This is a genomic window from Pseudomonas sp. CROZ-RG-20F-R04-15 (genome assembly GCF_022662375.1).
Classification (GTDB): Bacteria; Pseudomonadota; Gammaproteobacteria; order Pseudomonadales; family Pseudomonadaceae; genus Aquipseudomonas.
In genome coordinates, this window is sequence record NZ_JAKNQL010000002.1 from 1 (window position 1) to 26299 (window position 26299).

The window sequence follows — 26299 nt, forward strand, 5'->3', positions numbered from 1 at the left end:
ATCCGGGATAAAAGTTTGTGAAGATAATCAGGTACAAATGTAAAGCCCCGTCGCAATGGAAATTGCGACGGGGCTTTTTGCATTACCCTCAGCAGATGCGCGGCTAACCCCCGTTCAGCTCAACTTTACCCATTGAAGTGCTGACTTCGGTGATCTGTCGGCGACCGTAGACTTCATATGTGCGGCTGCCGTCATCGCTGTCCGGTTTGCGCAATGCCAGTTGCGCGAACAGGCCATTCTTTTCGCTGTAACTGCCGAACCAGTCGATCAAGGCGCCGATGTAACAATCATTGCCGATGAAGACTGGCAGGTCGGCGACTTTTTCAATGCTGTAATGCGCGGGGCCAAAGCTGTAGTAATCGTTTTCACCGGCGCCGGTAGCCGGAATAGGGCAGAGCGGTTCTTTTGAAGGGATAGCGGCGGTTTCATTTACTTTGGCCACTGCCAGATTGAGCGCTCGGCGCAGATCGCGTTCGAGTTCAAACGTGCTGTTGCCGTCATCTTTGTGCTGTAGAGCAGGCACGTCGAGGTCATAGCGATAACGGATTGTCACCGTAGGCACCTGGACGTTGATTTTCAGCGGGTTGAGCAAGTAGACCCGATCAACGCCGTACTCGCTGTTTCGATAAGCCGCATAAGTTTTGCCGCGCAGGTTTATCCAGTCCACTGACTGATTAGCGCCGCGATCGTTGGTGTAGAACAGCGAACTTTCGGACTCAACAGATCGTTTGACGAACCGTTCTCCGTCGCGACGCCAGGTTTCCATATAGGTGAACAGACCGGTGCCCCCCGGCAGTAGGTATTCACAATCAGATCGCGTTGCCCGTCGCCATCCAGATCCCGCAGGGCGTAAGAGCTCAGGCCGGTCTCGACAGCGTCAGTGATCTGCGAAGCGGTCAACGCTCGCCATTCATTGGTAATAACGCCTTTGAACTGCGCTGTTGGAAAGCGCGTTATCGAAGGGTCATCTTCATTGGCATCGCCGGCAAAACCGCCGGCGGGCGTTTTGACGGTGAGCGCGGCCAGAACTCGTTCAAGGGCAAACTCCGTTGCGTCCTTACAGGCGGCTTGAATGCGCTTTTGCAAATCGTCCAGCGCGTGTTTATCTAGATCATCCGCTGCTCGGCGAGGATTATTGAAGCACCCGCTTCAGGGAACCGTACTTCTGGCCGATAACCCATTCGGTGACTTAAACGTCGCGCGAAATCGCTTGATAGCATTTGGCCGCCAGCTATCATCTGCGCGCCTGAAATTGCCCTCACTTCAATTGCCTGGAAATCTTCGATGCTGTCGTATCACCAAAAGAGTTTTCTGATCGTCGATGATTTCTCGGATTTCCGCAGTTCTGTGCGTTCGATGCTGCGTGAGCTAGGGGTCAAGGACGTCGATACCGCCGACACCGGTGAGCAGGCGCTGAAGATGTGTGCGCAGAAATCCTACGATTTCATCCTGCAGGATTTCCATCTCGGTGACGGCAAGAAGAACGGCCAGCAGGTACTCGAAGACCTGATGCTGGAAAAGCTCATCAGCCATGAAGCGGTGTTTGTCATGGTCACGGCCGAGACCAGTCAGGCGATGGTACTCAGTGCCCTGGAGCACGAGCCGGATGCGTACCTGACCAAACCGTTCAACCGCTCAGGTCTGGCCCAGCGCCTGGAGCGTCTGGAGCAGCGCAAGACGTTGCTCAAACCGATTCTGCAAGCCCTCGACCGTGGCAAGCCGGTCGAGGTGCTCAACGCCTGCATCGCCCTGTGCAAGCAGGACATCCGCTATTCGCCGCTGTGCCTGCGCTACCGTGCCGATGCGCTGCGCGACATGAACCAGAACGAAGCGCTGGAACGGCTTTACGACAGCATCATCGCTGACCGACCGTTGCCGTGGGCGTTTGCCGGACTGGGCAAGTTGCTGTTCAAACGTGGGCAAGTCGCCCAGGCCAAAGGCGTCTATGAAAAGGCGCTGAAGGTGTTTCCGATGATGCCGTCGTTGTACGACGGTATGGCCGACGTGCTGGTTGCCGAGGGTGATACCAAAGGCGCGCAACAGGTGCTGGAAGAGGCCATTCGTCTGTCACCACTGGCGGTACGTCGCCAAGCCTTGCTGGGCAAACTGGCGATGACCAACGAGGATTTCGACACCGCTTCGCGTGCTTATCGGCAAGCCGTGTCCCAAGGTGCACAGTCGCGCTTCAAAGATCCGGAAAGCAACCTAGGCCTGGCTCACGCGTTGATCAGCAAAGGCAGTGAGCGCGGTCTCGACACACGCACGCGGCTGGAGATCAACACCACGCTCAGTGCGGTGGCCAAAGAGAATCCGACCGACCCGGGCCTGCAGATTCGTGCACGTTTGATGAAGGCCACCAGCCTGTTGCTCAACGATGCAGAAACCGCCGACAAGCTCACCGAACAAGCGCTGATGCGCCTCGACGGCATGGAGCAATTCATGAGCCCGGAAGCCGCGCTGCTGGTCGCCAAGCAATTGCAGATGCTCGGTCAGGCCGAGGCGGGCACCTCGATGCTCAAGAGCTGTGCGGAGATCTATGGTGATGATCCGGCGGTGATGAAAGACATCGCCAAACTCACCGATGACCCGACTATCCTCAGCTCCAGCAACGCCGCTGCCGACCTCAACCGTCAGGGCGTGCGCGTGTACAAGACCGGCAATCTGGTGGAGGCCCGCGAGGTGTTCCGCAAGGCGCTGAAGCTGCAACCGAAGAACATCAGTATCGCGCTGAACATGGCCCAGTCGCTGCTGCACGGCACTGACACCAGTGCGCCGTCGGCGGAGCTGGAAGAATGTCGGGCCTGCCTGAAAATGGTTGGCCTGATGCCCGACACCGACGCGCGTTTTGCGCGTTATCAGAAGCTGAAAAGCAAGGCGTTTGGCGAATGAATCACGACGAACAAGCTCTGGATTTTTCCACGGTGATCGCCTCCACCGTTCACGACATGAAGAACTCGCTGGCCATGCTGATGCAGGCCCACAGCCAATGGCTGGCGCGCTTGCCGCAAGAACTGCGCGAAGGCACGGAACAGGGCGTGATCGACTTCGAGTTTGCCCACCTCAACGGCATGCTGGTGCAGTTGCTCGGGCTGTACAAACTCGGCGTCAATCAGCTGCCGCTGCAACCGGCCTATCACGAGCTCGACGACTTTATCGAGGCGCAACTGGCGGCGCATCAAGAGGTGTTTGCCAGTCGCGGGATCATCGCCACGTATGAAGTCGATCCGTTGAGTCCGCTGGGTTTCTTCGACCGTGAATTGATTGCCTCCGTGCTCGGCAACTGCATCAACAATGCGATTCGCTATGCCCGCGAATCGCTGCTGATTACTGTCAGTGACGAGGCCGGACAATTGGTGCTGAGCATCAATGACGACGGCGACGGTTACCCGGCCGAGATGCTCGAGCGTCAGGCCGATTACGTGCAAGGCATCAACCACAGCAGTGGCAGCACCGGACTCGGTTTGTATTTTGCCAATCGCATCGCAGCGCTGCATCAGCGCAACGGTGTTGAAGGTCGCACCGAAATCCGCAATGGCGGCCCACTCGGTGGCGGGGTGTTCAGCCTTTATCTGCCGTGACGCGCCTTTTTGTTTGACGCTGCTTGATATTCCGAACAGCCGAAGCCTATTTTGTACGGGTCGCCGTTCGCGGCTCGCACAATAACAAGGATTGCGTCATGACAACCGATGGCCAGCGTTCACTCGCGCAGCGATTGACGGGCATTGATGAGATTGAATGTGTCACGCCGGATTTGAACGGCGTACCACGGGGCAAGGTGATGACCGCCGAGGGTTTCCTCGAAGGGCGGCGTTTGCAGTTGGCGCGGGGTGTGCTGCTGCAATGCATCATGGGCGGTTACCCGGCCGCGCGGTTTTATGGCAGCGATGACGGCGATCTCGCGCTGATTGCCGAGCCCACCCAGATCCATCGCCTGCCGTGGAGCGACGATCCGCGCGCTCTGGCCATTTGCGACGCTGATGAACTGAGCGGCGAAAGCTCCAATCTGTCGACCCGTGGCCAGCTCAAGAAGGTCATTGCCCGTTACGCCGCGCGTGGCCTGATGCCGGTAGTGGCGACCGAACTGGAATTCTTTGTCTTCGCGCCGAACACCGATCCGAGCCAGGCATTCCGTCCGCCAGTCGGCCTCGACGGGCGTCGCGAGGATGGCCAGTCGGCGTTCAGTGTCAGCTCCAATAACGGTCTGCGGCCGTTCTTCAACGAAGTCTATAAATGCATGGCGGCTCTCGGTTTGCCGCGCGATACCTTTATGCATGAGATGGGTGTCAGCCAGTTCGAGATCAATCTGCTGCACGGCGATCCGCTGCTGCTCGCCGACCAGACGTTCCTCTTCAAGCACCTGCTCAAGGAAGTTGCGCTCAAGCACGGTCTCACCGTGGTGTGCATGGCCAAGCCACTGGCGCACACGCCGGGCAGTTCGATGCACATTCACCAAAGCATCGTCGACAGCCGCAGCGGCAAGAATGTCTTCAGTGATGAGCAGGGTGAGCCGACGGCGATGTTCCGCCACTTCATCGGTGGTCAGCAGGCAGGCATGGCTGATTTCACCGCACTGTTTGCACCCAATGTGAACTCCTATCAGCGTCTGTGCCATCCGTACGCATCACCGAATAACGCGTGCTGGTCCCACGACAACCGCGCGGCCGGGCTGCGCATTCCGGCCAGTTCGCCGGTCGCTCGTCGCGTGGAAAACCGTTTGCCGGGCGCCGATGCCAATCCGTATCTGGCGATCGCCGCCAGTCTGGCCGCCGGTTTGCATGGCATCGAGCATGAACTGGAACCGAGTGAAGCCATTCAGGGCGAGTTCGAGGTGCCGGACAATCTTTCGTTGCCATGTACTTTGCACGCCGCCCTCGAGCGTCTGAAACGTAGTCAATTGGCCAGGGAACTGTTCGGACAGGAGTTCATCGAAGGCTACATCGCTTCGAAGACCATGGAGTTGACCAGCTTCTTTGATGAAATCACTCCCTGGGAACGGCGTGTTCTAGCAGCCCAGGCCTGACGAACTGTCGCCACCGGGCTATCGTTTTGGTAGCCCGGTCTTTACTGCAAGGAGCCGCTCGGAACGCCGATGCGCCAAATCTGGAAATCCTTTCGAGCGCTGTATTTCGCCTCGCTGATGATGTTGATCGGCTCGGGCCTTCTATCCACTTATCTGGCGTTGCGTCTAGCCGCTGACAACGTCGACGGCCTCTGGGTCGGTGCGCTGATGGCCTGCAACTATTTCGGTCTGGTGTTGGGCGGCAAGATCGGCCACCGCCTGATTGCGCGGGTCGGGCATATCCGTGCCTATTCGGCGTGTGCCGGGATTGTCGGTGCGGCGGTGCTGGGCCATGGTCTGGTCGACTGGCTGCCGGCGTGGCTGGTGCTGCGGACGATCGTCGGTCTGGGCATGATGTGCCAATACATGGTGATCGAGAGCTGGCTCAACGAGCAGGCGGACGCCAAACAGCGCGGCCTGGTGTTTAGCGGCTACATGATCGCCTCGTATCTGGGACTGGTGCTGGGGCAGCTGATTCTGGTCATGCACCCGGGGTTGGGGCCGGAGCTGTTGATGCTGGTTGCCCTGTGTTTTGCCCTGTGCCTGGTACCCGTGACGTTGACCCGGCGCATTCACCCGGCGCCACTGCATCCGGCACCGATGGAGCCGCGCTTCTTTATCAAACGGGTGCCGCAGTCGTTGAGCACGGTGCTGGGTGCGGGTCTGATCATCGGCTCGTTTTACGGTCTGGCGCCGCTGTATGCCTCGCAGCAAGGGCTGTCGACCGAGCAGGTCGGTCTGTTCATGGGTAGCTGCATCTTTGCCGGTTTACTGGTGCAGTGGCCTTTGGGCTGGTTGTCTGACCGTTACGACCGGGCGCTGCTGATTCGCTGCTTTGCCGGGTTTCTTGCGGTGGCGGCATTGCCGTTGGCGGTGCTGCCGCAGGTGCCGCTGGAAGTACTGTTTGTGGTCGGCTTTTTCTGCTCGCTGGTGCAGTTCTGCCTGTATCCACTGGCGGTGGCATTCTCCAATGACCATGTCGAAGGTGATCGGCGGGTGTCGCTGACGGCGATGCTGTTGGTGACTTACGGGGTCGGGGCGAGCATCGGGCCGTTGCTGGCGGGTGTGCTGATGAAGCTGTTCGGCAGTCAGAGCCTGTATGCGTTTTTCAGTTTCTTCGCGCTGGTACTGGTGTGGCGGATCCGGCCGAAAGCCGTGACCAATCTGCATCAGGTCGACGACGCGCCGCTGCATCACGTGGCCATGCCCGACAGCATGTCCAGCTCGCCGCTGGTGGCCGCCCTCGACCCTCGGGTAGATGAGCAAGTGGTGCAGGAGCAGATGGTGCAGGATCCGGTGCAGACGCCGGCGAGTCCCGAACCTGCGGCTGAACCCGATGTTCAGCCAGAGCCTGCGGCAGAAACTGAAACGGATAGCGGCGACGACAAGCCAACCCCCGATCTCAGTGGCGGCAGGCCTTGAACTGAACAAAACCAACGCGCATAAAAAAGGGCAGTCCCACCAGGGGCTGCCCTTTTTATTGGTCGCTGCGAATCACATATCGTCTTTATCGAAACGGCGTGCTTCCCGTTGCAGCTGATAAACAAAACGCTCAACGTTGCGCGCTGCCTGACCACTGATGTTGTGGAAACGCAGGCCGGCAAAGGTGATGTTGAGTTTTTCTTCGAAGTGCAGATAGCGCAGTTCGACAGAGGTCGGCTGGTTGCCGAACAGCGGCGGGGCGATCAGGCGGTCATAGACCTGGCCCAGTTGCAGACGATCAGTGATATCACCTTCGAAACGCAGCTTGCAGCCGGTCGCGGAGATATCCAGCAGTTTGCCGTTGATCGGCGCCTTGAGTTTTTCGCCGCCCAGTTCAACGCTGACCAGATCGGTCAGTTTCAGCGCGGCGCGGAAGGCATTGCGGCGCTGGTGGTAAACCACTTCGGTCGGCAACTCGCCGGTGTAGAAGCGATCACCGTCGGACTCCTCGATATTCAGCGTGCCGGTGCATTCCCAGGCAATGCGCACGCCTTCATGAAAACCTTCAACCTTGAACGGCTCACCGGCCAGCAGGAAGCGTTCGCCATCACGCGGGATCATCTCGTCCAGCGCGATCGAAGCGCTGTCGCGGTCGACCTTGATCAGATAGCTCTGAAAGCGCTGGCTGCGCTCGTGGAAGGTGATGATCAGCGGATCGTGGCTTTCTTGCAGCTGGCGCAGGTTGCTGGAGATTTCCAGTGGCGTGGTAAGCACCTTAGGGGGCTGCGGAGCATCATCCGCGCTGAGGGCGTTGGACACGGTTTATCAATCTCCAGACAAAATATGACGACTAGCCAGCATTTTGCCAGCATGTTTCGCGGGTTGATAGAGCTGGCGCATCAACGGCTCATGCCTGGCTGAGCGGACGCGGTACGGCGGGCTTGGCAAAAGTACCGCTGGCGTTATACAGCGCCGGCGCTTCACCACCCGTGAGGATCTTCAACTGATTGGCCGTGGCGGCCTGCTGGATCTGGATCGACTGACCATTTTTGACGTTGGCAGCCTGACATTGAGCGATCAGTTCGGTCAGGGCATCGCCTTGGCTGAGCAGTTGATCGCCAATGCTCGACTGGCCGGCCAGTTGCTCAAGACCTGCACGATCGGTCGGCAGGTTGAGGCTGGCGAGTATTTCGCTGCGCTTGCGGCCATGCTGTTCAAGCAGAATGATCAATGCCTGTTTGTGCGCCAGAATTTCTTCCAGCAGGGGCATGTCGCGACCGTGCAACGCGAGGGATTCGGTTTGCAGCAACTCCAGCAATTGTTGAGCTGGAGCAAAGTCGTCGTTGATCAGTTGCAATAAATTAGTGTCGTGCATGGCTGGCCTTGGGTGTTAAGCGTCCAAAAGCCTCGCGCCGGCAAAGGCCTAGCGCTGGGCTTCGAAGTTGAGCAGTTTGCTGGCTACACGGTTGCTGTCGACTTTATAGCTGCCATCGGCAATCGCGGCTTTCAACTCGGCCACACGGGCTTTGTCGACAGCAGGCTGATCGCGCAGCTTGTCAGTGACCTTCTGCAACTGTTGAGCCTCATTGCTGAGGTGTACCGATTCCCCGCTTTTTGCGGTACTGGCCGGCTCGGCCTGGGTATTCAGCGGCGCGGAGGTGCCGGTTTCGGCGGTTTCCTTGGCGTTGCTGGTACGTGTACTGCCCGTAAGTGACGAGGAGCTGTTCAAACGGCTGAAATCGATGACCATGATAAAAACCTCTGGGAATTTGGACGCTTGCCATGTTTTCGGCCATCCCCTGGAAAACTTTAGGCACATTTACAATGAGCCTTGCATGCGCCGGCGCGTGTCCTGCTGCGGCACAGTTTAGGGAACAGCTGGGGCCAGCGCCAGTTTTCTACATTGCGACTTCCACTTGGCCCGGCGCGGTGACTTGCGCCTTGATGACCCGCTGCGAGTTGAGGTTTTTCACGCGTATCTGTTCTTTCAAACCGCCATTGGCCAGCGCTTCACCGGGCATGCGCACGGCGAGCGTGCCGCTGCGCGCAGTGATGACCACTTGATCGCCCTTGCGAATGACTTCGGCCTGTTCCAGATGGACCAGCGTAATCACTTGATCGGCGACCGTTGGTCGGGTCAATTTCTGCCCGATCGCTTCGTCTACCGACGTCAGAAAGCCTTGATTGATCGTACTCACGTCGCGCTCTCGCAAGGTCACGTCCTGCGGCTCGATAATCCCTGCGCGTTTCAGCGGTCGGGTGGTCGTGACAATCTCGCGAAACAGGCGGACTTGAGCGGGCACGAACACGGTCCAGGGCGAGGCGCCCTCGCAGCGGACCTTCACGGTAACCCGGCCCAATGGACGTGCCGGGCTCTCCAAAGTCGCTGTCAATTCCTTGTCGCACATAGGCATGCGCATGCGGGGGTCGAGCTGGTTTACTTCGATTTCGTAGCGGCCTTCCGTTTGACTGGTAGCCAGATAGTCTTCTACGGTGAACTCAAGAAAGCCCTGAGTGACGCCGATAAGCATGTCAGGCAAGGTAACCGCATCAGCAATGGCAGGGCTGCCAGCGAAAAAGCAGCAGACGGCTGATACCGCGCAAAGGCTTTTGCGAGCGCGGGATGTCAGGTGTCGGAAAAATGTCGTTTGAGCGTTCATACGAGTTAAAAAGCAAGCGCCGTGCCGTTTAGCAATGAATGTGCGTCGCAACAACACTTGGCGTTGGTGTAGGAGTCTGGGCATGGCTGGTGTAATGGATTCGGTGAACCAGCGCACGCAACTGGTAGGGCAGAATCGCCTGGAGCTGTTGTTGTTCCGTCTCGACGGTCAGCAGCTCTACGGAATCAACGTGTTCAAGGTACGGGAAGTGTTGCAGTGCCCGTCGCTGACGTTGATGCCCAAGTCCAGTCCTGTCGTGTGCGGGGTGGCAAATATCCGGGGGGCGACCATTCCGATTCTGGATCTGGCAATGGCGACCGGCTCGGGTGCGTTGAAGGACAAGAACAACCCGTTCGTGATCATCACGGAGTACAACACCAAGACCCAGGGTTTCCTGGTCCGCTCGGTGGAGCGCATCGTCAACATGAACTGGGAAGAGATTCATCCGCCGCCCAAGGGCACGGGTCGCGATCATTACCTGACCGCTGTGACTCGGGTGGACAATCAGTTAGTCGAAATCATCGACGTCGAGAAAGTGCTGGCGGAAGTTGCGCCGACACCGGAAGCGATTTCGGTGGGCGTGGTCGATGTCGAGACTCAGACCAAGGCACTGTCGTTACGTGTCTTGACGGTCGATGACTCGTCGGTGGCGCGCAAGCAGGTCACGCGTTGTCTGCAGACAATCGGGGTCGAAGTGGTGGCGCTGAACGACGGCAAACAGGCGCTGGATTACCTGCGCAAGCTGGTCGATGAGGGCAAGAAGCCGGAAGAAGAGTTCCTGATGATGATTTCCGACATCGAGATGCCGGAGATGGACGGGTACACCCTGACGGCGGAAATCCGCGGCGACGCACGCATGCAAAAGCTTCATATCATCCTGCATACTTCGTTGTCGGGGGTATTCAATCAGGCGATGGTCAAGAAAGTCGGTGCCGATGACTTTTTGGCCAAGTTCCGTCCTGATGACCTGGCATCCCGGGTAGTCGACCGGATCAAAGCAGCAGATATCAGCTAGGGGCGTTTTGCTCCTGGCGGTCAACACGATTTAAGAGGCGGCATCATTGTCTACGGGTAATTTGGATTTCGAACAGTTCCGGGTCTTCCTGGAAAAAGCCTGTGGCATTTTGCTCGGTGAAAACAAGCAGTACCTGGTCTCGAGCCGTCTCAACAAACTGATGGAGCAGCAAGGCATCAAATCCCTGGGTGAGCTGGTTCAGCGCATCCAGACCCAGCCGCGCAGCGGTTTGCGCGAGCAGGTGGTCGATGCCATGACGACCAACGAAACCCTGTGGTTTCGTGACACCTATCCGTTTGAAGTCTTGAAGAACAAGGTGCTGCCTGAAGCGATCAAGGCCAGCCCCAACCAGCGTCTGCGGATCTGGTCGGCCGCCTGCTCGTCGGGCCAGGAACCGTACTCGCTGTCGATGTCGATCGACGAGTTCGAGCGCACCAACCTCGGCCAGTTGAAGATGGGCGTGCAGATTGTCGCCACCGACCTGTCCGGTCTTATGCTGACCAACTGCAAGACCGGCGAGTACGACAGCCTGGCGATCGGTCGCGGTTTGTCGCCGGAACGTCTGCAGCGTTACTTCGACCCGAAAGGGCCGGGCCGCTGGGTGATCAAGGCGCCGATCAAGAACCGCGTGGAGTTCCGCTCGTTCAACCTGCTCGACAGCTATGCTGCGCTGGGCAAGTTCGACATCGTGTTCTGCCGCAACGTGTTGATCTACTTCTCTGCCGAAGTGAAGAAAGACATCCTGTTGCGCATTCACAGCACGTTGAAGCCGGGCGGTTATCTGTTCCTTGGCGCTTCCGAAGCGCTGAACGGTTTGCCGGACCATTACCAGATGGTGCAGTGCAGCCCGGGGATTATTTACCAGGCGAAATGATTGCATCGGCAAATACAAAAAACGGCAGGCCCAAAAGGCCTGCCGTTTTTTTATGCCCCAATTATTTCCCACGAACACCACCCCCCCCTGTGGGAGCGAGCCTGCTCGCGAAAGCGGTCTGTCAGTAAAACAGTTGGCGACTGACACGCCGCCTTCGCGAGCAGGCTCGCTCCCACAAGGGATATGCGTTGAACTGGCAAGGACGGCAAGCGGCAGAAAAGCGGCATCCGGCGGAAACCAGTTGCCGCTTTTCTGGCATTGCCGCTTTGCCGACCCCTGGCAAAGCCCCGGTTTTCGGGCGTTTTTTGGTTTGGCACGGCGCTTGCTAAAGCTCAGTTACGAAAAACCGGTCACCTGAAGGTTCCCGACATGAGCATCAGCTTCGATAAAGCGCTCGGCATTCACGAAAAGGCATTGGGCTTCCGCGCCCAGCGTGCCGAAGTGCTGGCCAACAACATCGCCAACGCCGACACCCCGAACTACAAGGCGCGGGATCTGGACTTCTCCAAAGTGCTTGAAGCACAGACCCAGAAAAATGCGAACGGCACCATCGCCCTGAACATGACCAACAGCCGTCATATCGAAGCTGAAGGCCTGGGCAACGGCGACGAATCGCTGATGTATCGCACGCCGATGCAACCTTCGATCGACCAGAACACCGTGGACGCCCAACTGGAACAGTCCAACTACGCGGAAAACGCCGTAGGCTTCCAGGCCAGCTTCACCCTGCTCAACAGCAAATTCAAAGGGCTGGTGTCAGCCCTGCGCGGAGAGTAATCCATGTCCCTGTCCAGCGTTTTCAACATTGCCGGCAGCGGCATGAGCGCACAGACCACACGCCTGAACACCGTGGCGTCGAACATCGCCAACGCCGAGACTGTCTCGTCGAGCATCGACCAGACTTATCGCGCCCGTCACCCGGTATTCGCCACCATGTTCCAGGGCGGCCAGAACAGCGGCAGCAACTCGTTGTTCCAGAGCCAGGACGCCGCCGGTCAAGGCGTGCAGGTACTCGGCGTGGTCGAAGACCAGAGCAACCTCGAAGCGCGCTACGAGCCGAACCATCCGGCGGCCGACGCCAAGGGCTACGTCTACTACCCGAACGTCAACGTGGTGGAAGAAATGGCTGACATGATTTCCGCGAGCCGGTCCTTCCAGACCAACGCCGAAATGATGAACACCGCCAAAACCATGATGCAGAAGGTACTGACCCTCGGTCAGTAATAAGGGGCGACTGCCATGAGTGTTTCCGATACCACTAGCAGCTTGAGCATGAATGACATCCTGGCGAACTCGTCGAAAAAGACCGGTTCGACCACAGGTGGCATTGCTTCGGCCACGAACAGCGCCACCGGCGGCCAGGCCCTGGGCAAGGACGCGTTCCTGCAATTGCTGGTCACCCAGCTGAAAAACCAGAACCCGCTCGATCCGCAGGACAACAGCGCATTCGTTGCCCAGTTGGCGCAGTTCAGTAGCCTGGAAGGCATCACTACGCTGAACTCCACCGTGAGTGGCCTTGCTGGCAACTACAACTCGTCGCAAGCCTTGCAGGCTTCGTCGCTGGTGGGCCGCAACGTCATCGTGCAGACCAACTCGGTTCAGCTCGACGATCCGAGCAAAGGCATGACCGGTTCGGTCACCGTGCCGTCGTCGATTGCCGGCGGCACCGTCAGCATCACCGACAGCAGCGGCACGGTCGTTCGCACCATCGATCTGGGCAGTCGCGCGGCAGGCAGTGCGAGCTTCACCTGGGACGGCAAGGACAAGGACGGCAACGTGGTCAAGACCGGTACCTATACCGTCAAGGCCAACGCATCGATCAATGGCACCTCGACCGATATGGCGACCTACCTGCCGGCCACCGTCACCAGCGTGACGATCAGCCAGACCGGCGGCGAGCTGATGCTCAACCTGTCCGGCAAGGGCACTGTTGCCCTGTCCAAAGTACAAACCATTGGTATATAGAGCCGACTAACCGGCACAAAGGAGTGGAATATGTCTTTCAATATCGGCCTTAGCGGTCTCTATGCAGCCAACAAACAACTGGACGTGACCGGCAACAACATCGCCAACGTCGCGACCGCCGGTTTCAAATCGTCCCGTGCAGAATTCGAAGACGTCTACTCGGCCACTCGCCTGGGCAGCGGCAGCAAAGTGATCGGCAACGGCGTGCGCCTGGCCAACGTTTCCCAGCAGTTCACCCAGGGTGACATCAACAACACCGGTAACGTGCTGGACATGGGCATCAACGGTTCGGGCTTCTTCACCATGAGCAACAACGGCTCGGTGTCCTACACCCGTGCCGGTACGTTCAAGGTCGACAACGCCGGTTACATCACCAACACCGACTACACCTCGCGCCTGCAGGGTTACGGTGTGGACGCCAACGGCAAGATCATCAACGGCGTGTTGACTGACCTGAAGATTGATACCTCGAACCTGGCGCCGAAATCGAGTTCCCTGGTGACTTCGAGCATCAACTTGAACTCGACTGCGCCGGTGATCGTTGATACCGGCGCCAGTGCCGTCAAGTTCGATCCGACAAAGCTCGAGACTTACACTAAGTCGTTTAGCACCCCAATCTATGACTCTCAGGGCAACTCGCACGTCATGGATCAGTACATGGTGAAAACCGGCCAAAACACCTGGAAGGTCTACACCCTGGTTGATGGCCGTAACCCGGATGCGACCGGCAGCAATCCAAACGATCCGCTTACGCCTCCGGTTGCTTCGACACTGACGTTTGACAGTTCGGGCAACCTTACTCAGGTCAGTACGCCTAACCCGGCGGACCCTGCCAATCCGATCATCAGCAGCGACTTGAAGCTGACGACCTGGAAGCCGGGGACTGTGACCAACGGCGTCTTTACGCCTAACGGCGCAGCTGCCAACCCGGCTGGCGTGACCATTTCGATGGCCAAGACTACTCAATACAACGCTGACACCGCGCGTTCGATCCCGACTCAGGACGGTTACGCCACTGGCCAGATCACCAACCTGACCATCGACGGCACCGGTACTTTGTTTGCCAACTTCAGCAACAACCAGAGCAAGGCCATCGGCCAGGTTGCGCTGGCCAGCTTCACCAACGAACAAGGCCTGCAGGCTATCGGTGGCACCAGCTGGAAAGAGACGTTTGCTTCGGGTATCCCGGGCTACGATGCACCAGAAACCGGTACCTTGGGTTCGATCGCTTCCAACTCGCTGGAAGAGTCCAACGTTAACCTGACCAACGAGCTGGTGGACCTGATCAAGGGCCAGAGCAACTATCAGGCGAACGCCAAGACCATTTCCACTCAGAGCACGATTATGCAGACCATTATTCAGATGACTTGATTCTGGGTTTGGCTGTGCAAAGGGGCCCCTCGTTTTGAGGGGCTTTTTTGTGGGTGGGTTTTGGGTTTTGGGGGCATATCCGTTGCTGCGGGTGTTGCTGATCAGGGTTCCGCCCTTACGGCGGGTCACCTTTTCCAAACGCCGAAAAGGTAACCCAAAAGGCTTTACCCTGACGTTCGGCCCTCGCTTAGGCTCGGGTTCCTTCGCTGCGGGATTGATCCGGGCGCATCGCCTCCGGTTTGCTTCGCTGCACCTCCTCTCGATGCATTTGGCTGCGCCAAACGGTCGCTGCGCTCCCACCCCCGGATCAATCCCTCCACTCAGCCTGCCGACGGGCCTTCTAGATCAAGAGCGGTACTCGAGCTAACGCTCATTGTGGTGAGTGGTGAGGGTCAAGAGCGGTACTTGAGCTAACGCTCATTGTGCTGAGTGGTGAGGGTCAAGAGCGGTACTCGAGCTAACGCTCATTGTGCTGAGTGGTGAAGGTCAAGAGCGGTACTCGAGCTAACGCTCATTGTGCTGAGTGGTGAGGTCAAGAGCGGTACTTGAGCTAACGCTCATTGTATTGAGTGGTGAGGTCAAGAGCGGTACTTGAGCTAACGCTCATTGTATTGAGTGGTAAGAAGCGTGCGGTCGGCTTTGGTTTTGTGTTGGGTTTGCCCCTCACCCCAGCCCTCTCTCCGAGGAGAGGGAGCCGATTTGTGAGCTTTTCAGAATTTGAGTTCGACTCGGTATTTCATGTCGGCGTAGCTCTCTCAAACACCTCGGTCAGTCCCCTCTCCCTCCGGGAGAGGGCTAGGGTGAGGGGCTCTTGATTTGGCTTTTGATCTTCAGCCCCATCGGCAGGCCGAGCGGATGGACACCGTAGCGAGGGAACACTGAGCCTCAGCGAAGTGCTGTACGCCGGGGCCAAGCCTTTTGGGCTATCGCTCACCCCGTTGAGTGGTGGAAGAGCGTGCGGTCGGCTTTTGTTTTTTACCACGCAAAAGAAAACCCCCGGCAAACCTGAGGTCTGTCGGGGGTTTTTGATTCAAGCGTCTTGCGGCGCCTGATTCAGCTCAGCTTATTGGCAAGCTTCGCAATCCGGCTCGTCGATCGCGCAAGCCTTTGGCACTGGTGCTGGACCGGCAGGAGCCGCCAGAACCGAATCGTCGCCGTGGTTGCCGCCGCTGGAAACAGCGTTCAGCTTGCCGGTGTTGATGGTCGACTTCTCGGTGCTGGTCGCGGCCAGGGCACGGAGGTAGTAAGTGGTTTTCAGACCACGGTACCAGGCCATGCGGTAGGTCACGTCGAGCTTCTTGCCCGATGCACCGGCGATGTACAGGTTCAGCGACTGGGCCTGGTCGATCCACTTCTGACGACGGCTGGCGGCGTCAACGATCCACTTGGTGTCCACTTCGAACGCGGTTGCGTAGAGCTCTTTGAGTTCTTGCGGGATGCGCTCGATCTGCTGAACCGAACCGTCGTAGTACTTCAGGTCGTTGATCATGACCGAGTCCCACAGACCGCGAGCTTTCAGGTCGCGAACCAGGTACGGGTTGATCACGGTGAATTCGCCCGACAGGTTCGATTTCACATACAGGTTCTGGTAGGTCGGTTCGATCGACTGCGAGACGCCAGTGATGTTGGCGATGGTCGCGGTCGGTGCGATGGCCATGATGTTGGAGTTACGAATGCCTTTCTGTACACGGGCGCGAACCGGTGCCCAGTCGAGGGATTCGTTCAGGTCAACGTCGATGTACTTCTGGCCACGTTGCTCGATCAGGATCTGTTGCGAATCCAGTGGCAGGATGCCTTTGGACCACAGCGAGCCCTGGAACGTCTCGTACGCGCCACGCTCGTCAGCCAGGTCGCAGGAGGCCTGGATCGCGTAGTAGCTGACCGCTTCCATCGACTTGTCGGCGAACTCGACGGCAGCGTCGGAACCGTAAGGGATGTGCTGCAGGTACAGCGCGTCCTGGAAGCCCATGATGCCCAGACCGACCGGACGGTGCTTGAAGTTGGAGTTCTTCGCTTGTGGCACCGAGTAGTAGTTGATGTCGATAACGTTATCGAGCATGCGTACGGCGGTGTTCACGGTGCGTTCCAGCTTGGCGGTGTCCAGCTTGCCATCCACGATGTGGTTCGGCAGGTTGATCGAGCCCAGGTTGCAAACGGCGATCTCGTCCTTGTTGGTGTTCAAGGTGATTTCGGTGCACAGGTTCGAGCTGTGAACCACGCCGACGTGCTGCTGCGGGCTGCGCAGGTTGCACGGGTCTTTGAAGGTCAGCCACGGGTGCCCGGTTTCAAACAGCATGGACAGCATTTTGCGCCACAGGTCTTTGGCCTGGATGGTCTTGAACAGTTTGACCTTGCCTGGGTATTCGGTCAGGGCTTCGTAGTACTCGTAGCGCTCTTCGAAGGCTTTACCGGTCAGGTCGTGCAGGTCCGGCACTTCGGATGGCGAGAACAGGGTCCACTTGCCGTCATCGAAGACACGCTTCATGAACAGGTCAGGGATCCAGTTGGCGGTGTTCATGTCGTGGGTACGACGACGGTCATCACCGGTGTTCTTGCGCAGTTCGATGAACTCTTCGATGTCCATGTGCCAGGTTTCCAGGTAGGCACACACAGCGCCTTTGCGCTTGCCACCCTGGTTAACGGCTACAGCGGTGTCGTTCACCACTTTCAGGAACGGCACAACGCCTTGCGACTTGCCGTTGGTGCCTTTGATGTACGAACCCAGAGCGCGAACAGGCGTCCAGTCGTTGCCCAGGCCGCCAGCAAATTTCGACAACATGGCGTTGTCGTGGATCGCGTGGTAGATGCCCGACAGGTCATCCGGCACGGTGGTCAGGTAGCAGCTCGACAGCTGTGGACGCAGGGTACCGGCGTTGAACAGGGTCGGGGTCGACGACATGTAGTCGAAGGACGACAGCAGGTTGTAGAACTCGATCGCACGGTCTTCTTTGTGCTTCTCTTCGATCGCCAGGCCCATGGCCACGCGCATGAAGAAGATCTGCGGCAGTTCGAAACGCACGCCATCCTTGTGGATGAAGTAACGGTCGTACAGGGTCTGAAGGCCCAGGTAGGTGAATTGCTGATCGCGCTCGTGGTTGATCGCCTTGCCCAGTTTTTCCAGGTCGAAGGAGGCCAGCACAGGGTTCAGCAGTTCGAACTCGATACCTTTGGCGATGTAGGCCGGCAGTGCCTTGGCGTACAGGTCGGCCATTTCGTGGTGAGTGGCGCTTTCGGCCACACCGAGGAAACCCAGACCTTCGGCACGCAGGGTGTCCATCAGCAGGCGGGCGGTCACGAACGAGTAGTTCGGCTCACGCTCGACCAGCGTACGAGCGGTCATCACCAGGGCGGTGTTGACGTCGGTCAGGGCCACGCCGTCATAGAGGTTTTTCAGGGTTTCGCGCTGGATCAGGTCGCCGTCGACTTCTTCCAGACCTTCGCACGCTTCGGTGACGATGGTGTTCAGGCGGCCCATGTCCAGCGGCGCCAGGCTACCGTCAACACGGGTGATGCGGATCGACGGGTGAGCGTTGACTGCTTCTTCGGCCGGGGCGTGGGCAGCACGTTCTTTCGAACGACCGTCACGGTAGATCACGTAGTCACGCGCGACTTTCTGCTCGCCGGCACGCATCAGGGCCAGTTCGACCTGGTCCTGGATTTCTTCGATGTGGATGGTGCCACCCGATGGCATGCGACGCTTGAAGGTTGCGGTGACCTGTTCGGTCAGACGGGCAACGGTGTCGTGGATTCGCGACGAAGCGGCAGCGGTGCCGCCCTCAACTGCGAGAAACGCTTTGGTGATAGCGACGGTGATCTTGTCATCGGTGTAAGGAACGACAGTGCCATTACGCTTGATCACGCGCAGTTGACCAGGCGCGGTGGCTGCCAGATCCGAATTCGAATCGGCGGCCTGCGGCAAGGTGCCCTGCGGGTTCTCGCGAGTTGTGTCGGTTTGCATGGGTGTCTCCACGTTCTCTATGTTTGTTTGGGCACCATCACGGTGCCCACCGTTCCGTCCTGAAGCACTACAACCGGCACGCGCCGGGCATAACGACTTCGGGACAGTTCAGGAAGAGGGCCTTGTGAGCGCCGCTTCCATGCCGAAGTCTTCGGTTCACGCGATACGCGTATCACCGCATTCCTTTCGGGGAGCAGTTTCGCCACTGCAACACCCGTACCGTAAACGCCGTGATCGGCGCAAAAACGGTAGCCATCCGCAGGCGCGGTTTGGGCTTTCGAAAATACGTTTGGTTCAACCCGACAATGGCAATAAAAAGCCTTGAATTCACTGCCGGGTTTGTGTTTGGTTTTTTAGCGTCAAACCCTACATGTAGGGTTTTTTTGCGCTCGGGCTACAAGATAATGCGTTTCAGGGGGGGATTGCAACGTACTACCTGTGGATAAGCCTGTGCGTAAATTGTGTAAGAAACTTCGAAAATGCGTGTAGGCCGCGAACCTGCTGAGCTAGACCGTCCGTCACTGTTTTTTCACCGGGAAAAACGCTTCAGCGGATTTTTAAGGGCGCGAACCCTATCACAAAAAACCGCCGTGTCCGAACGCATTTACCGACTTGTGTTCTGGCTGTACGCCGTTTATACAATCGGGCCATGCGCAGGCATCTTTATCCTCCCGAAACATGACAAAAAGACGGGAGAATCAAAAAATGTGGGAGCGAGCCTGCTCGCGAAGACGTCGGCAGGTTCAGCATCAATGTCGGCTGATCCAACGCTTTCGCGAGCAGGCTCGCTCCCACAGATTTGTACTGAGTCAGATGGTTCGTCCTTTATTAATAACAATAGAAAGCAGAGGTCACCGGTGGAGCAACAAGCCTTTCAGGTATTGATCGTCGAGGATGATCAGCGACTGGCCGAACTGACGCGTGACTACCTGCAAGCCAATGGATTGCGCGTGGATATCGAAGGCAACGGTGCGCTGGCGGCGGCGCGGATCATCAAGGAGCAGCCGGATCTGGTGATCCTCGACCTGATGTTGCCCGGCGAAGATGGCCTGAGCATTTGCCGCAAGGTGCGCAACCAGTACGAGGGGCCGATTCTGATGCTCACCGCACGCACCGACGATGCCGATCAGATTCAGGGGCTTGACCTCGGTGCCGACGATTACGTGTGCAAACCGGTGCGCCCACGCCTGTTGCTGGCGCGGATTCAGGCGTTGCTGCGACGCAGCGACACACCTGAGCCGGTCGCCGAAAAATCCCGCCGTCTGCAGTTCGGCCCGCTGGTGGTGGACAACGCCCTGCGCGAAGCGTGGCTGAGCGACAACGGCATCGAGCTGACCAGCGCCGAATTCGACCTGCTCTGGCTGCTGGTGTCCAACGCCGGGCGGATTCTGTCGCGCGAAGAAATTTTCACTGCCCTGCGCGGCATCGGTTATGACGGCCAGGACCGTTCGATCGATGTGCGCATTTCGCGCATTCGCCCGAAAATCGGCGACGACCCCGACCATCCGCGCCTGATCAAGACCATCCGCAGCAAAGGTTATCTGTTCGTTCCTGAAGCCTGCGTAGACCTGCCGCTGTGAACTCGATCTTCCTGCGCATCTACGGCGGCATGTGCGCGGCGCTGATTCTGGTGGCGGTGCTCGGCGTGCTGGCGCTCAACCTGCTCAATCAGGTGCGCAGCGAGCAATATCGCGAGCGCCTCGCGCACGGCACGTTTTCGCTGATGGCCGGCAACCTGCAACCGATGAACGAAACCGAGCGCCATCGTGCGCTGCTGGTGTGGGAGCGTTTGCTGGGGATTCCGCTGGCACTGAAAAAGTTTGCCGAGACCGATCTTGATCTGTCCCAGCGCACCCGCGTGCAGCGTGGCCAGGCGCTGGTCGAGCAGACCGGGCCGCACGCAGCGAAAGTCTATCGAATGGTCAGCGACAAAGAGCAGCTTGTGCTGGTAGGGGAAGTGCAGCAGATCAGCGAGCAACTGGCCCGCGCGACCATTTACCTGCTGGCCGATGAACTGGTGCGCGTGCCGGTTGGCGAGCAGCCCAAGCGCCTCGCACAGATAAAGGACGAGAAGGGCTTCGGTTTCGATCTGCGCCTGGTCACGGTGAACGACGCCGACATGGACGAAGACCAGAGCCGCCGCGTGGCCGAAGGCGACACGGTGATGGCATTGGGCAAGGGCGGCGACTCGATCCGCGTCTTTGCCGGGATGGTCGGCACGCCATGGGTGCTGGAGATCGGGCCGCTGTATCAGATGAACCCGTATCCGCCGGAATGGCTGGTGCTGATTGCCGCGCTCGGCCTGACCCTGATCGGCCTGATTGTTTATCTGCTGGTGCGTCAGCTCGAGCGCCGTTTACGCGGCCTCGAAGCAGCGGCCACGCGGATTGCCAAGGGCAGTCTGGAAACCCGTGTGCCGGCACGCGGTGCTGACTCGGTCGGGCGTCTGGCGGCGGCGTTCAACGGCATGGCCGAGCACTTGCAACAGTTGCTGGCGATCCAGCGCGAACTGGTGCGCGCGGTGTCCCATGAGTTGCGCACACCGGTGGCACGCCTGCGCTTCGGCCTGGAAATGATCGGCTCGGCGACCACCCCGCAAGCGCTGGAGAAGTACCGCGAGGGCATGGATCACGACATCGAAGACCTCGATAAGCTGGTCGATGAAATGCTCACCTATGCGCGGCTGGAGCAGGGCTCGCCGGCGCTGACGTTTCAGCGCATCGATCTGGATGCGCTGGTCAATCAGGTGATTGACGAGTTGGCACCGCTGCGCGCCGAAGTCACGGTCCAGCGTGGTTTATGCCTTTCCGCCGCCGATAACGATGATGCCTGGGTCGAGGCCGAGCCGCGTTATCTGCACCGGGCGTTGCAGAATCTGGTGAGCAACGCCATGCGCCACGCACGCTCGAAGGTGACGGTGAGTTATCAGGTCGGGCAATTGCGCTGCCGCGTCGACATCGAGGACGACGGGCCGGGTGTGCCGGAGGTGGCGTGGGAGCGGATTTTCACGCCGTTTCTGCGTCTGGACGACAGTCGAACGCGGGCGTCGGGTGGGCATGGCCTGGGCCTGTCGATTGTGCGGCGGATCATCCACTGGCATGACGGCCGGGCGATCATTGGCAAGAGCAAGAGTCTGGGTGGGGCTTGCTTTAGCTTGAGTTGGCCGAGGAATCAGGAACGCCGGTAAGGTTTGTGGTGGCTGTGATGCCGCCTTCGCGAGCAGGCTCGCTCCCACAGGGGAATGCATTTCAAAATATGGGAGCGAGCCTGCTCGCGAAGAGGACTGAACAGACGCTGAAAGATTTCAGGCCTGAATGCTGACCAGACTCAACAACTGCCCATCCTGCACCCCGAACTGCGCATCAAGTTCAGTGCCGTTGCGCCATTCGGCAGACAAGTCCGTCAACAGCCGCAACCTCACTTGGCCCGCTTCAGTCCACTCCAGCACTTCAGCATGCTCGAAGTAAAAGCGCTGCTGCACAATCGGGTACAGCGCCTTGAACAGACTTTCTTTCACCGAAAACGTCAGGGTTACCCACAACGCCAACCGATCCCGCGAGGCGGCCGTCATGCGCTGCATTTCAGGTGGCGTCAGAATCTCTCCAGCCAGGCGCTCGGCGCGTTCGGTGTTGAGCAGGTTTTCCAGATCCATGCCCAAACCGCGCCAGTGTTGCTTGTTGGCGACAATCGCTGCCGCGCGTCCGGTGCTGTGAGTGATCGAGCCGCAGATGTGTGCTGGCCATATCGGCGCGCGATCTGCACCGATCGCCGGAACCACGCCGCTGCCTTCCAATTGCTGCAACGCCGCCCGGGCGCAGATCCGTCCGGCGAGAAATTCCGCCTGACGCTTGGCCACCGAACGCTGAATGCTCGGCGGCGCAACCACGGCGCTGCGTTGAAAATCATCGCCAAGCAGTTGAGCGGGATCGAAGTGGGTGCTGAGCAGCACGGTGTCGGCCAATACCGTCGGCAACGGCCAGTGGCTGTCGAGCGCGGTGCAGCAGGCGGGGAGGGTGGGGGTGAGATTCATGGCAGGCATTTTGCCGGTTAGTCGGGCCGAGGTCGAGATGATCGTTCCCACGCTCTGCGTGGGAATGCCTCAATGGACGCTCTGCGTCCGCTTTGGGACGCAGAGCGTCCCGGGCTGTATTCCTTTGCTGCGCGTGGGAACGATCAGGTGCTGGCGGGTCAGTTGAAGATTTTCTGGAAGAACGCTTTCATGTCCGCCCAGGATTTTTCATCCGCGGCCTTGTTGTACCCGATGTCCGGGCCACCGTGTTCGCCATGGCTCAGGCGATCGGCATCCGGATTGGTGAAACCATGCTTGGCGCCCTCCAGACTGACGAATTTATAGTCAGCCCCGGCCTTGTCCATTTCTGCCTTGAACGCGGTGACGTTGTCCTGAGTGACCATGCTGTCCAGCGCGCCATGCTCGACCAGGATCTTCGCCTTCACGCTGCCAGGCGTTGCCGGGGTCTTGGTCGCCAGCGCACCGTGGAAACTCACCACACCCGCCAACGGCTCACCTTGCCGCGCGGCGTTGAGCACCACGCCACCGCCGAAGCAGTAACCGATAGCCGCGATTTTATTCACGTCGGTCTGTGCTTGTTTCTTCAGCAAGTTCAGCCCCGCCTCGAAACGTTTACTGGATGCGGCGGCATCCTGGGTCGCCGCCTGCATGAACGCCATCGCATCTTTCGGGTGTTCGGTGTTCTTGCCTTCGCCGTACATATCGATCGCCAGAGCGCTGTAGCCGAGTGCGGCGAGATCCCGCGCGCGGCGCTTGGCGTAGTCGTTCAGCCCCCACCATTCATGCACCACGACGACTCCCGGACGCTTGCCTTTGATGGCGTCGTCGTAGGCGTAGTACCCGATCAGCTTTGTGCCGTCGGCGCTCTGATAGGGGATTTCTTCAGTCTTGATCGCCGCCTGAGTGAGGCTGCTGACGGCCAGCAAAGTGAGGGCAAGGAACAGGCGCATGGTCGGGTCTCCTTCTCGAAAGTGGTCAAAACAGCCTAGTCGATCTTATTCAGGTCAGGTTCAGAGACGGTTCAGGGGCGGTACAGGGGAGGGTCAGTAACCTTGCGCCATACCCAAACAGCACTGTGAAAGAGGAAATACCCATGACTCGTTTTAACAAACTGCTGCTGGCATTTACCCTGTTAGGCTCCAGCATCGCGGCCAACGCCGACGACACCAGCAACTTTGCCGGCCTGACTTTCGGCCAGACCAGTGACAAGATCGACAAGTCCCACGCACTGAACAACAACCTTGATCACCCGAACGCTACCGGCGCGATCGATGGCAACAACACTTACGGCGTACGCCTCGGTCAGCAAAATAGCCAGGGTCGCTACTACGCCACCTACGACAACGTGTCGGGCTCGCACAATGGCATTAAACTGCGTCAGGAAAACCTGCTGGGCAGCTACGATCTGTTCTACCCGGTGGGCGGCAGTACCAAGCTGTTCGGCGGTGCGACGGCGGGTCTGACCAAGCTGACTCAGGATTCGCCAGGCTACAGCCGCGACAGTGACATCGGTTACGCCGTCGGCGGCCAGTTCGGTGTGTTGCAGCAAGTCTCGCAGAACACCTCGGTCGAACTCGGTTACCGTTACCTGATGAGCAACGCCAGCACCGAGATGAAAGAGAGCGGTGGCAGCAAGCAAGGTTCGCTGGACTTGAACAGCAGCGCGCAGACTTACCTGTCGGCCAACTACAATTTCTAAGGAGTTGCCAGCAGGTTCAATGTGGGAGCGAGCCTGCTCGCGAAAGCGGTGAATCAGTCGATCAATTTATCGACTGACACACAGCATTCGCGAGCAGGCTCGCTCCCACAGGTGTGTGACTGGAGATGCTGATTTACTCGGGAGAGTGTTATGAAACTGTTGGTCGTCGAAGATGAAGCGCTGTTGCGCCATCACCTGCAAACCCGCCTGACGGAAAGTGGGCACGTGGTCGAATCCGTGGCCAATGCCGAAGAGGCGCTGTACCAGACCGGACAGTTCAACTTTGACCTGGCGGTGATTGATCTCGGCCTGCCGGGCATGGGCGGTCTCGACCTGATTCGCCAATTGCGCGCGGGGGGCAAGACCTTCCCGATCCTGATCCTCACCGCGCGCGGCAACTGGCAGGACAAGGTCGAAGGTCTTGCTGCCGGCGCCGACGATTACGTGGTCAAGCCGTTCCAGTTCGAAGAACTCGACGCGCGTCTGAATGCCTTGCTGCGCCGCTCCAGCGGTTTCACTCAGTCGACCATCGTCGCCGGGCCGCTGCTGCTCGACCTCAATCGCAAACAGGCGACCCTCGACGAACAACCGCTGGCGCTGACCGCCTACGAATATCGCATCCTCGAATACCTCATGCGCCATCACCAGCAAGTGGTGCCCAAGGATCGCTTGATGGAGCAGCTCTACCCGGACGACGACGAGCGCGATCCGAATGTCATCGAAGTGCTGGTCGGCCGCCTGCGCCGCAAACTTGAAGGCCCGGCCGGGTTCAAGCCGATCGACACCGTGCGCGGCCTCGGTTACTTGTTCAATGAGCGCTGCACTTGATTCGTTCGCTTCGCGTTCGGCTGATGCTCGCCGCCACCACGTTGGCGGTGTTGTTCATGCTCGCCTTGCTCCCGGCGATGCAAGGCGCGTTCAGCCTCGCGTTGCAGGATTCGATCGAACAGCGGCTGGCCTCGGACGTCACCACGCTGATCTCTGCCGCGCGCATCGAGAACGGTCGGCTGGTGATGCCCAATCAGTTGCCGGACGAGCGCTTTAACCTCACCGATTTCCGTTTGCTCGGCTACATCTACGACCGCGAAGGGCACTTGGTGTGGCGCTCGAAGGCTACCCAGGAAGAGCAGATCAACTACAAGCCGCGCTACGACGGACTCGGTAACGAGTTCGCGCGGATCCGCGAAACCAACGGCCAGGAATTCTTCGTCTACGACGTCGAAGTCAAATTGCTCGGTGGCAAAAGCGCGGCGTTCAGCATCGTCGCCCTGCAACCGGTGCGCGAATACGAAACCACCCTCGAAGGCCTGCGCGAGAATCTCTATCTGGGCTTCGGTGCGGCCTTGCTCGTGTTGCTGGCATTGTTGTGGATCGGCCTGACCTGGGGCCTCAAAGCCTTGCGCCGGCTCAGTCAGGAACTCGACGAAATCGAAGGCGGCACCCGCGAAAGCCTCACCGAGCAACATCCGCGTGAGTTGCTGCGCCTGACCGGCTCGCTCAACCGTTTGCTGCATAGCGAACGCCAGCAGCGCAGTCGTTACCGTGACTCTCTCGATGATCTCGCGCACAGCCTGAAAACCCCGCTGGCGGTATTGCAGGGCGTCAGTGAAGACATGGCCCAGCGTCCTGAAGAACGCGATCAGGCCTGGGTGCTGCAAAGCCAGATCGAACGCATGAGCCAGCAAATCAGCTACCAACTGCAACGGGCCAGTTTGCGTAAAAGCGGACTGGTGCGACATCAGGTGCGGCTGCAACCGGTGCTGAAAAGCCTCTGTGACACGCTGGATAAGGTCTATCGCGACAAACGTGTGCGAGTGGCATTCGATCTACCCGAGCATTGCTACGTGCCGATCGAGCAGGGCGCATTGCTGGAGATGATGGGCAACTTGCTGGAAAACGCCTATCGCCTGTGTCTGGGCGAAGTGCGCATCAGCGTGCGCGAAAGCCTGGCCGGGGTGGAGTTGTGTGTGGAAGACGACGGCCCCGGTGTGCCGCCGGATCAGCGTGCGCGGATTCTGGAGCGCGGTGAAAGGCTGGATGCCCAGCATCCGGGGCAGGGGATCGGCTTGGCGGTGGTCAAGGACATTATTGAAAGCTACAGCGCCAAACTGGCCTTGGGTGATTCACCGATGGGCGGGGCGGCATTCAGGATTCATTTTCCGGCGGTGTGATTAAAAGCTGCCCTCACCCCAGCCCTCTCCCAGAGGGAGAGGGGGCCGACCGAGGTGTCTGGCGTTATCCATCGA

General features: G+C 58.9%; 24 protein-coding genes. 15 read left to right on the forward strand and 9 right to left on the reverse strand.

Features of this window, described 5'->3' with window-relative positions:
• Positions 1–103: 103 nt before the first annotated feature.
• Positions 104–667 (reverse strand): hypothetical protein, encoded by a 564-nt coding sequence (locus L8H52_RS04310; RefSeq protein WP_242205997.1) that lies wholly within the window; start codon positions 665–667, stop codon positions 104–106.
• Entirely contained in the window at positions 655–1086 is a 432-nt protein-coding gene (locus tag L8H52_RS04315) for a hypothetical protein (RefSeq protein WP_242205995.1), read from the reverse strand. The genes L8H52_RS04310 and L8H52_RS04315 overlap by 13 nt, the downstream gene beginning before the upstream one ends.
• A 198-nt stretch (positions 1087–1284) precedes the next feature.
• Between L8H52_RS04315 and L8H52_RS04320 the strand changes: the two genes are divergently transcribed.
• The 4 genes from L8H52_RS04320 to L8H52_RS04335 all read left to right on the forward strand — a co-directional run bounded on the left by L8H52_RS04320 (position 1285) and on the right by L8H52_RS04335 (position 6481).
• Complete coding sequence (locus L8H52_RS04320) at positions 1285–2889, forward strand: tetratricopeptide repeat-containing response regulator (protein WP_242205993.1); 1605 nt, start codon at positions 1285–1287, stop codon at positions 2887–2889.
• Positions 2886–3578, forward strand: coding sequence for a HAMP domain-containing sensor histidine kinase (locus L8H52_RS04325; RefSeq protein WP_242205991.1), 693 nt, complete (start codon positions 2886–2888; stop codon positions 3576–3578). The genes L8H52_RS04320 and L8H52_RS04325 overlap by 4 nt, the downstream gene beginning before the upstream one ends.
• A gap of 200 nt (positions 3579–3778) precedes the next feature.
• A complete protein-coding gene (locus L8H52_RS04330; RefSeq protein WP_242206016.1) occupies positions 3779–5020 on the forward strand; it encodes a glutamine synthetase family protein in 1242 nt (413 codons plus the stop codon).
• A gap of 69 nt (positions 5021–5089) precedes the next feature.
• Positions 5090–6481 carry an MFS transporter gene (locus tag L8H52_RS04335; RefSeq protein WP_242205989.1) on the forward strand — a complete coding sequence of 464 codons (1392 nt, stop codon included), beginning with the start codon at positions 5090–5092 and terminating at the stop codon, positions 6479–6481.
• 72 nt (positions 6482–6553) lie between these two features.
• On the opposite strand, the gene L8H52_RS04340 is transcribed toward L8H52_RS04335, so the two are convergent.
• The 4 genes from L8H52_RS04340 to flgA form a co-directional block, all read right to left on the reverse strand.
• Positions 6554–7300, reverse strand: a complete 747-nt coding sequence (locus L8H52_RS04340) for a flagellar brake protein (RefSeq protein ID WP_038369504.1) — start codon at positions 7298–7300, stop codon at positions 6554–6556.
• Positions 7301–7388: 88 nt separating this feature from the next.
• Entirely contained in the window at positions 7389–7856 is a 468-nt protein-coding gene (locus tag L8H52_RS04345) for a flagellar protein FlgN (protein WP_242205986.1), read from the reverse strand.
• A 48-nt stretch (positions 7857–7904) separates the two neighbouring features.
• A complete protein-coding gene (flgM, locus tag L8H52_RS04350; RefSeq protein ID WP_077574151.1) occupies positions 7905–8231 on the reverse strand; it encodes a flagellar biosynthesis anti-sigma factor FlgM in 327 nt (108 codons plus the stop codon).
• A gap of 148 nt (positions 8232–8379) precedes the next feature.
• Positions 8380–9141: a flagellar basal body P-ring formation chaperone FlgA gene (flgA, locus tag L8H52_RS04355; RefSeq protein ID WP_242206014.1), complete on the reverse strand. Its 762-nt coding sequence runs from the start codon at positions 9139–9141 to the stop codon at positions 8380–8382.
• Between the two features lie 82 nt (positions 9142–9223).
• Between flgA and L8H52_RS04360 the strand changes: the two genes are divergently transcribed.
• The 6 genes from L8H52_RS04360 (at position 9224) to flgE (ending at position 14366) form a co-directional block, all read left to right on the forward strand.
• Positions 9224–10156, forward strand: a complete 933-nt coding sequence (locus tag L8H52_RS04360) for a chemotaxis protein CheV (RefSeq protein ID WP_007917585.1) — start codon at positions 9224–9226, stop codon at positions 10154–10156.
• 46 nt (positions 10157–10202) lie between these two features.
• Positions 10203–11030: a protein-glutamate O-methyltransferase CheR gene (cheR, locus tag L8H52_RS04365; RefSeq protein ID WP_016983976.1), complete on the forward strand. Its 828-nt coding sequence runs from the start codon at positions 10203–10205 to the stop codon at positions 11028–11030.
• 369 nt (positions 11031–11399) lie between these two features.
• On the forward strand, positions 11400–11807 hold the full coding sequence (gene flgB, locus L8H52_RS04370; RefSeq protein ID WP_007917581.1) for a flagellar basal body rod protein FlgB: 408 nt from the start codon (positions 11400–11402) through the stop codon (positions 11805–11807).
• A gap of 3 nt (positions 11808–11810) precedes the next feature.
• Positions 11811–12254: a flagellar basal body rod protein FlgC gene (gene flgC / locus L8H52_RS04375; RefSeq protein ID WP_003227217.1), complete on the forward strand. Its 444-nt coding sequence runs from the start codon at positions 11811–11813 to the stop codon at positions 12252–12254.
• A 15-nt stretch (positions 12255–12269) separates the two neighbouring features.
• A complete protein-coding gene (flgD, locus tag L8H52_RS04380; protein WP_064119919.1) occupies positions 12270–12995 on the forward strand; it encodes a flagellar hook assembly protein FlgD in 726 nt (241 codons plus the stop codon).
• A 30-nt stretch (positions 12996–13025) separates the two neighbouring features.
• A complete protein-coding gene (gene flgE, locus L8H52_RS04385; RefSeq protein WP_242205984.1) occupies positions 13026–14366 on the forward strand; it encodes a flagellar hook protein FlgE in 1341 nt (446 codons plus the stop codon).
• 1063 nt (positions 14367–15429) lie between these two features.
• On the opposite strand, the gene L8H52_RS04390 is transcribed toward flgE, so the two are convergent.
• Entirely contained in the window at positions 15430–18324 is a 2895-nt protein-coding gene (locus L8H52_RS04390) for a ribonucleoside-diphosphate reductase subunit alpha (protein WP_242205982.1), read from the reverse strand.
• A gap of 857 nt (positions 18325–19181) precedes the next feature.
• Between L8H52_RS04390 and L8H52_RS04395 the strand changes: the two genes are divergently transcribed.
• Positions 19182–19904, forward strand: coding sequence for a response regulator (locus tag L8H52_RS04395; RefSeq protein WP_242205979.1), 723 nt, complete (start codon positions 19182–19184; stop codon positions 19902–19904).
• On the forward strand, positions 19901–21511 hold the full coding sequence (locus L8H52_RS04400; RefSeq protein ID WP_242205978.1) for an ATP-binding protein: 1611 nt from the start codon (positions 19901–19903) through the stop codon (positions 21509–21511). Before L8H52_RS04395 ends, L8H52_RS04400 begins: the two co-directional genes overlap by 4 nt.
• A gap of 117 nt (positions 21512–21628) precedes the next feature.
• On the opposite strand, the gene L8H52_RS04405 is transcribed toward L8H52_RS04400, so the two are convergent.
• Positions 21629–22354 (reverse strand): 4'-phosphopantetheinyl transferase superfamily protein, encoded by a 726-nt coding sequence (locus tag L8H52_RS04405; protein WP_242205976.1) that lies wholly within the window; start codon positions 22352–22354, stop codon positions 21629–21631.
• A 158-nt stretch (positions 22355–22512) separates the two neighbouring features.
• Positions 22513–23304, reverse strand: a complete 792-nt coding sequence (locus L8H52_RS04410) for a dienelactone hydrolase family protein (protein WP_242205974.1) — start codon at positions 23302–23304, stop codon at positions 22513–22515.
• Positions 23305–23447: 143 nt separating this feature from the next.
• Here L8H52_RS04410 and L8H52_RS04415 point away from each other — a divergent pair, with 143 nt between their 5' ends.
• The 3 genes from L8H52_RS04415 (at position 23448) to L8H52_RS04425 (ending at position 26224) form a co-directional block, all read left to right on the forward strand.
• Positions 23448–24053 (forward strand): hypothetical protein, encoded by a 606-nt coding sequence (locus L8H52_RS04415; protein WP_123453372.1) that lies wholly within the window; start codon positions 23448–23450, stop codon positions 24051–24053.
• A 150-nt stretch (positions 24054–24203) separates the two neighbouring features.
• Positions 24204–24881 carry a response regulator transcription factor gene (locus L8H52_RS04420; RefSeq protein WP_016987432.1) on the forward strand — a complete coding sequence of 226 codons (678 nt, stop codon included), beginning with the start codon at positions 24204–24206 and terminating at the stop codon, positions 24879–24881.
• Positions 24878–26224 (forward strand): ATP-binding protein, encoded by a 1347-nt coding sequence (locus L8H52_RS04425; protein ID WP_242205972.1) that lies wholly within the window; start codon positions 24878–24880, stop codon positions 26222–26224. The genes L8H52_RS04420 and L8H52_RS04425 overlap by 4 nt, the downstream gene beginning before the upstream one ends.
• The last annotated feature ends 75 nt before the right edge of the window (positions 26225–26299 follow it).

Excerpts from the sequence above, each read along its gene's own strand:
- L8H52_RS04415 (WP_123453372.1), top strand. The coding sequence starts at position 23,448 with ATGACTCGTTTTAACAAACTGCTGCTGGCATTTACCCTGTTAGGCTCC.
- flgC (WP_003227217.1), top strand. The coding sequence starts at position 11,811 with ATGTCCCTGTCCAGCGTTTTCAACATTGCCGGCAGCGGCATGAGCGCA.
- flgD (WP_064119919.1), top strand. The coding sequence starts at position 12,270 with ATGAGTGTTTCCGATACCACTAGCAGCTTGAGCATGAATGACATCCTG.
- L8H52_RS04410 (WP_242205974.1), bottom strand. The coding sequence starts at position 23,304 with ATGCGCCTGTTCCTTGCCCTCACTTTGCTGGCCGTCAGCAGCCTCACT.
- flgB (WP_007917581.1), top strand. The coding sequence starts at position 11,400 with ATGAGCATCAGCTTCGATAAAGCGCTCGGCATTCACGAAAAGGCATTG.
- L8H52_RS04390 (WP_242205982.1), bottom strand. The coding sequence starts at position 18,324 with ATGCAAACCGACACAACTCGCGAGAACCCGCAGGGCACCTTGCCGCAG.
- L8H52_RS04320 (WP_242205993.1), top strand. The coding sequence starts at position 1,285 with ATGCTGTCGTATCACCAAAAGAGTTTTCTGATCGTCGATGATTTCTCG.
- L8H52_RS04360 (WP_007917585.1), top strand. The coding sequence starts at position 9,224 with ATGGCTGGTGTAATGGATTCGGTGAACCAGCGCACGCAACTGGTAGGG.
- flgE (WP_242205984.1), top strand. The coding sequence starts at position 13,026 with ATGTCTTTCAATATCGGCCTTAGCGGTCTCTATGCAGCCAACAAACAA.
- L8H52_RS04345 (WP_242205986.1), bottom strand. The coding sequence starts at position 7,856 with ATGCACGACACTAATTTATTGCAACTGATCAACGACGACTTTGCTCCA.
- flgM (WP_077574151.1), bottom strand. The coding sequence starts at position 8,231 with ATGGTCATCGATTTCAGCCGTTTGAACAGCTCCTCGTCACTTACGGGC.
- L8H52_RS04405 (WP_242205976.1), bottom strand. The coding sequence starts at position 22,354 with ATGAATCTCACCCCCACCCTCCCCGCCTGCTGCACCGCGCTCGACAGC.
- L8H52_RS04335 (WP_242205989.1), top strand. The coding sequence starts at position 5,090 with ATGCGCCAAATCTGGAAATCCTTTCGAGCGCTGTATTTCGCCTCGCTG.
- flgA (WP_242206014.1), bottom strand. The coding sequence starts at position 9,141 with ATGAACGCTCAAACGACATTTTTCCGACACCTGACATCCCGCGCTCGC.
- L8H52_RS04420 (WP_016987432.1), top strand. The coding sequence starts at position 24,204 with ATGAAACTGTTGGTCGTCGAAGATGAAGCGCTGTTGCGCCATCACCTG.
- L8H52_RS04325 (WP_242205991.1), top strand. The coding sequence starts at position 2,886 with ATGAATCACGACGAACAAGCTCTGGATTTTTCCACGGTGATCGCCTCC.
- L8H52_RS04330 (WP_242206016.1), top strand. The coding sequence starts at position 3,779 with ATGACCGCCGAGGGTTTCCTCGAAGGGCGGCGTTTGCAGTTGGCGCGG.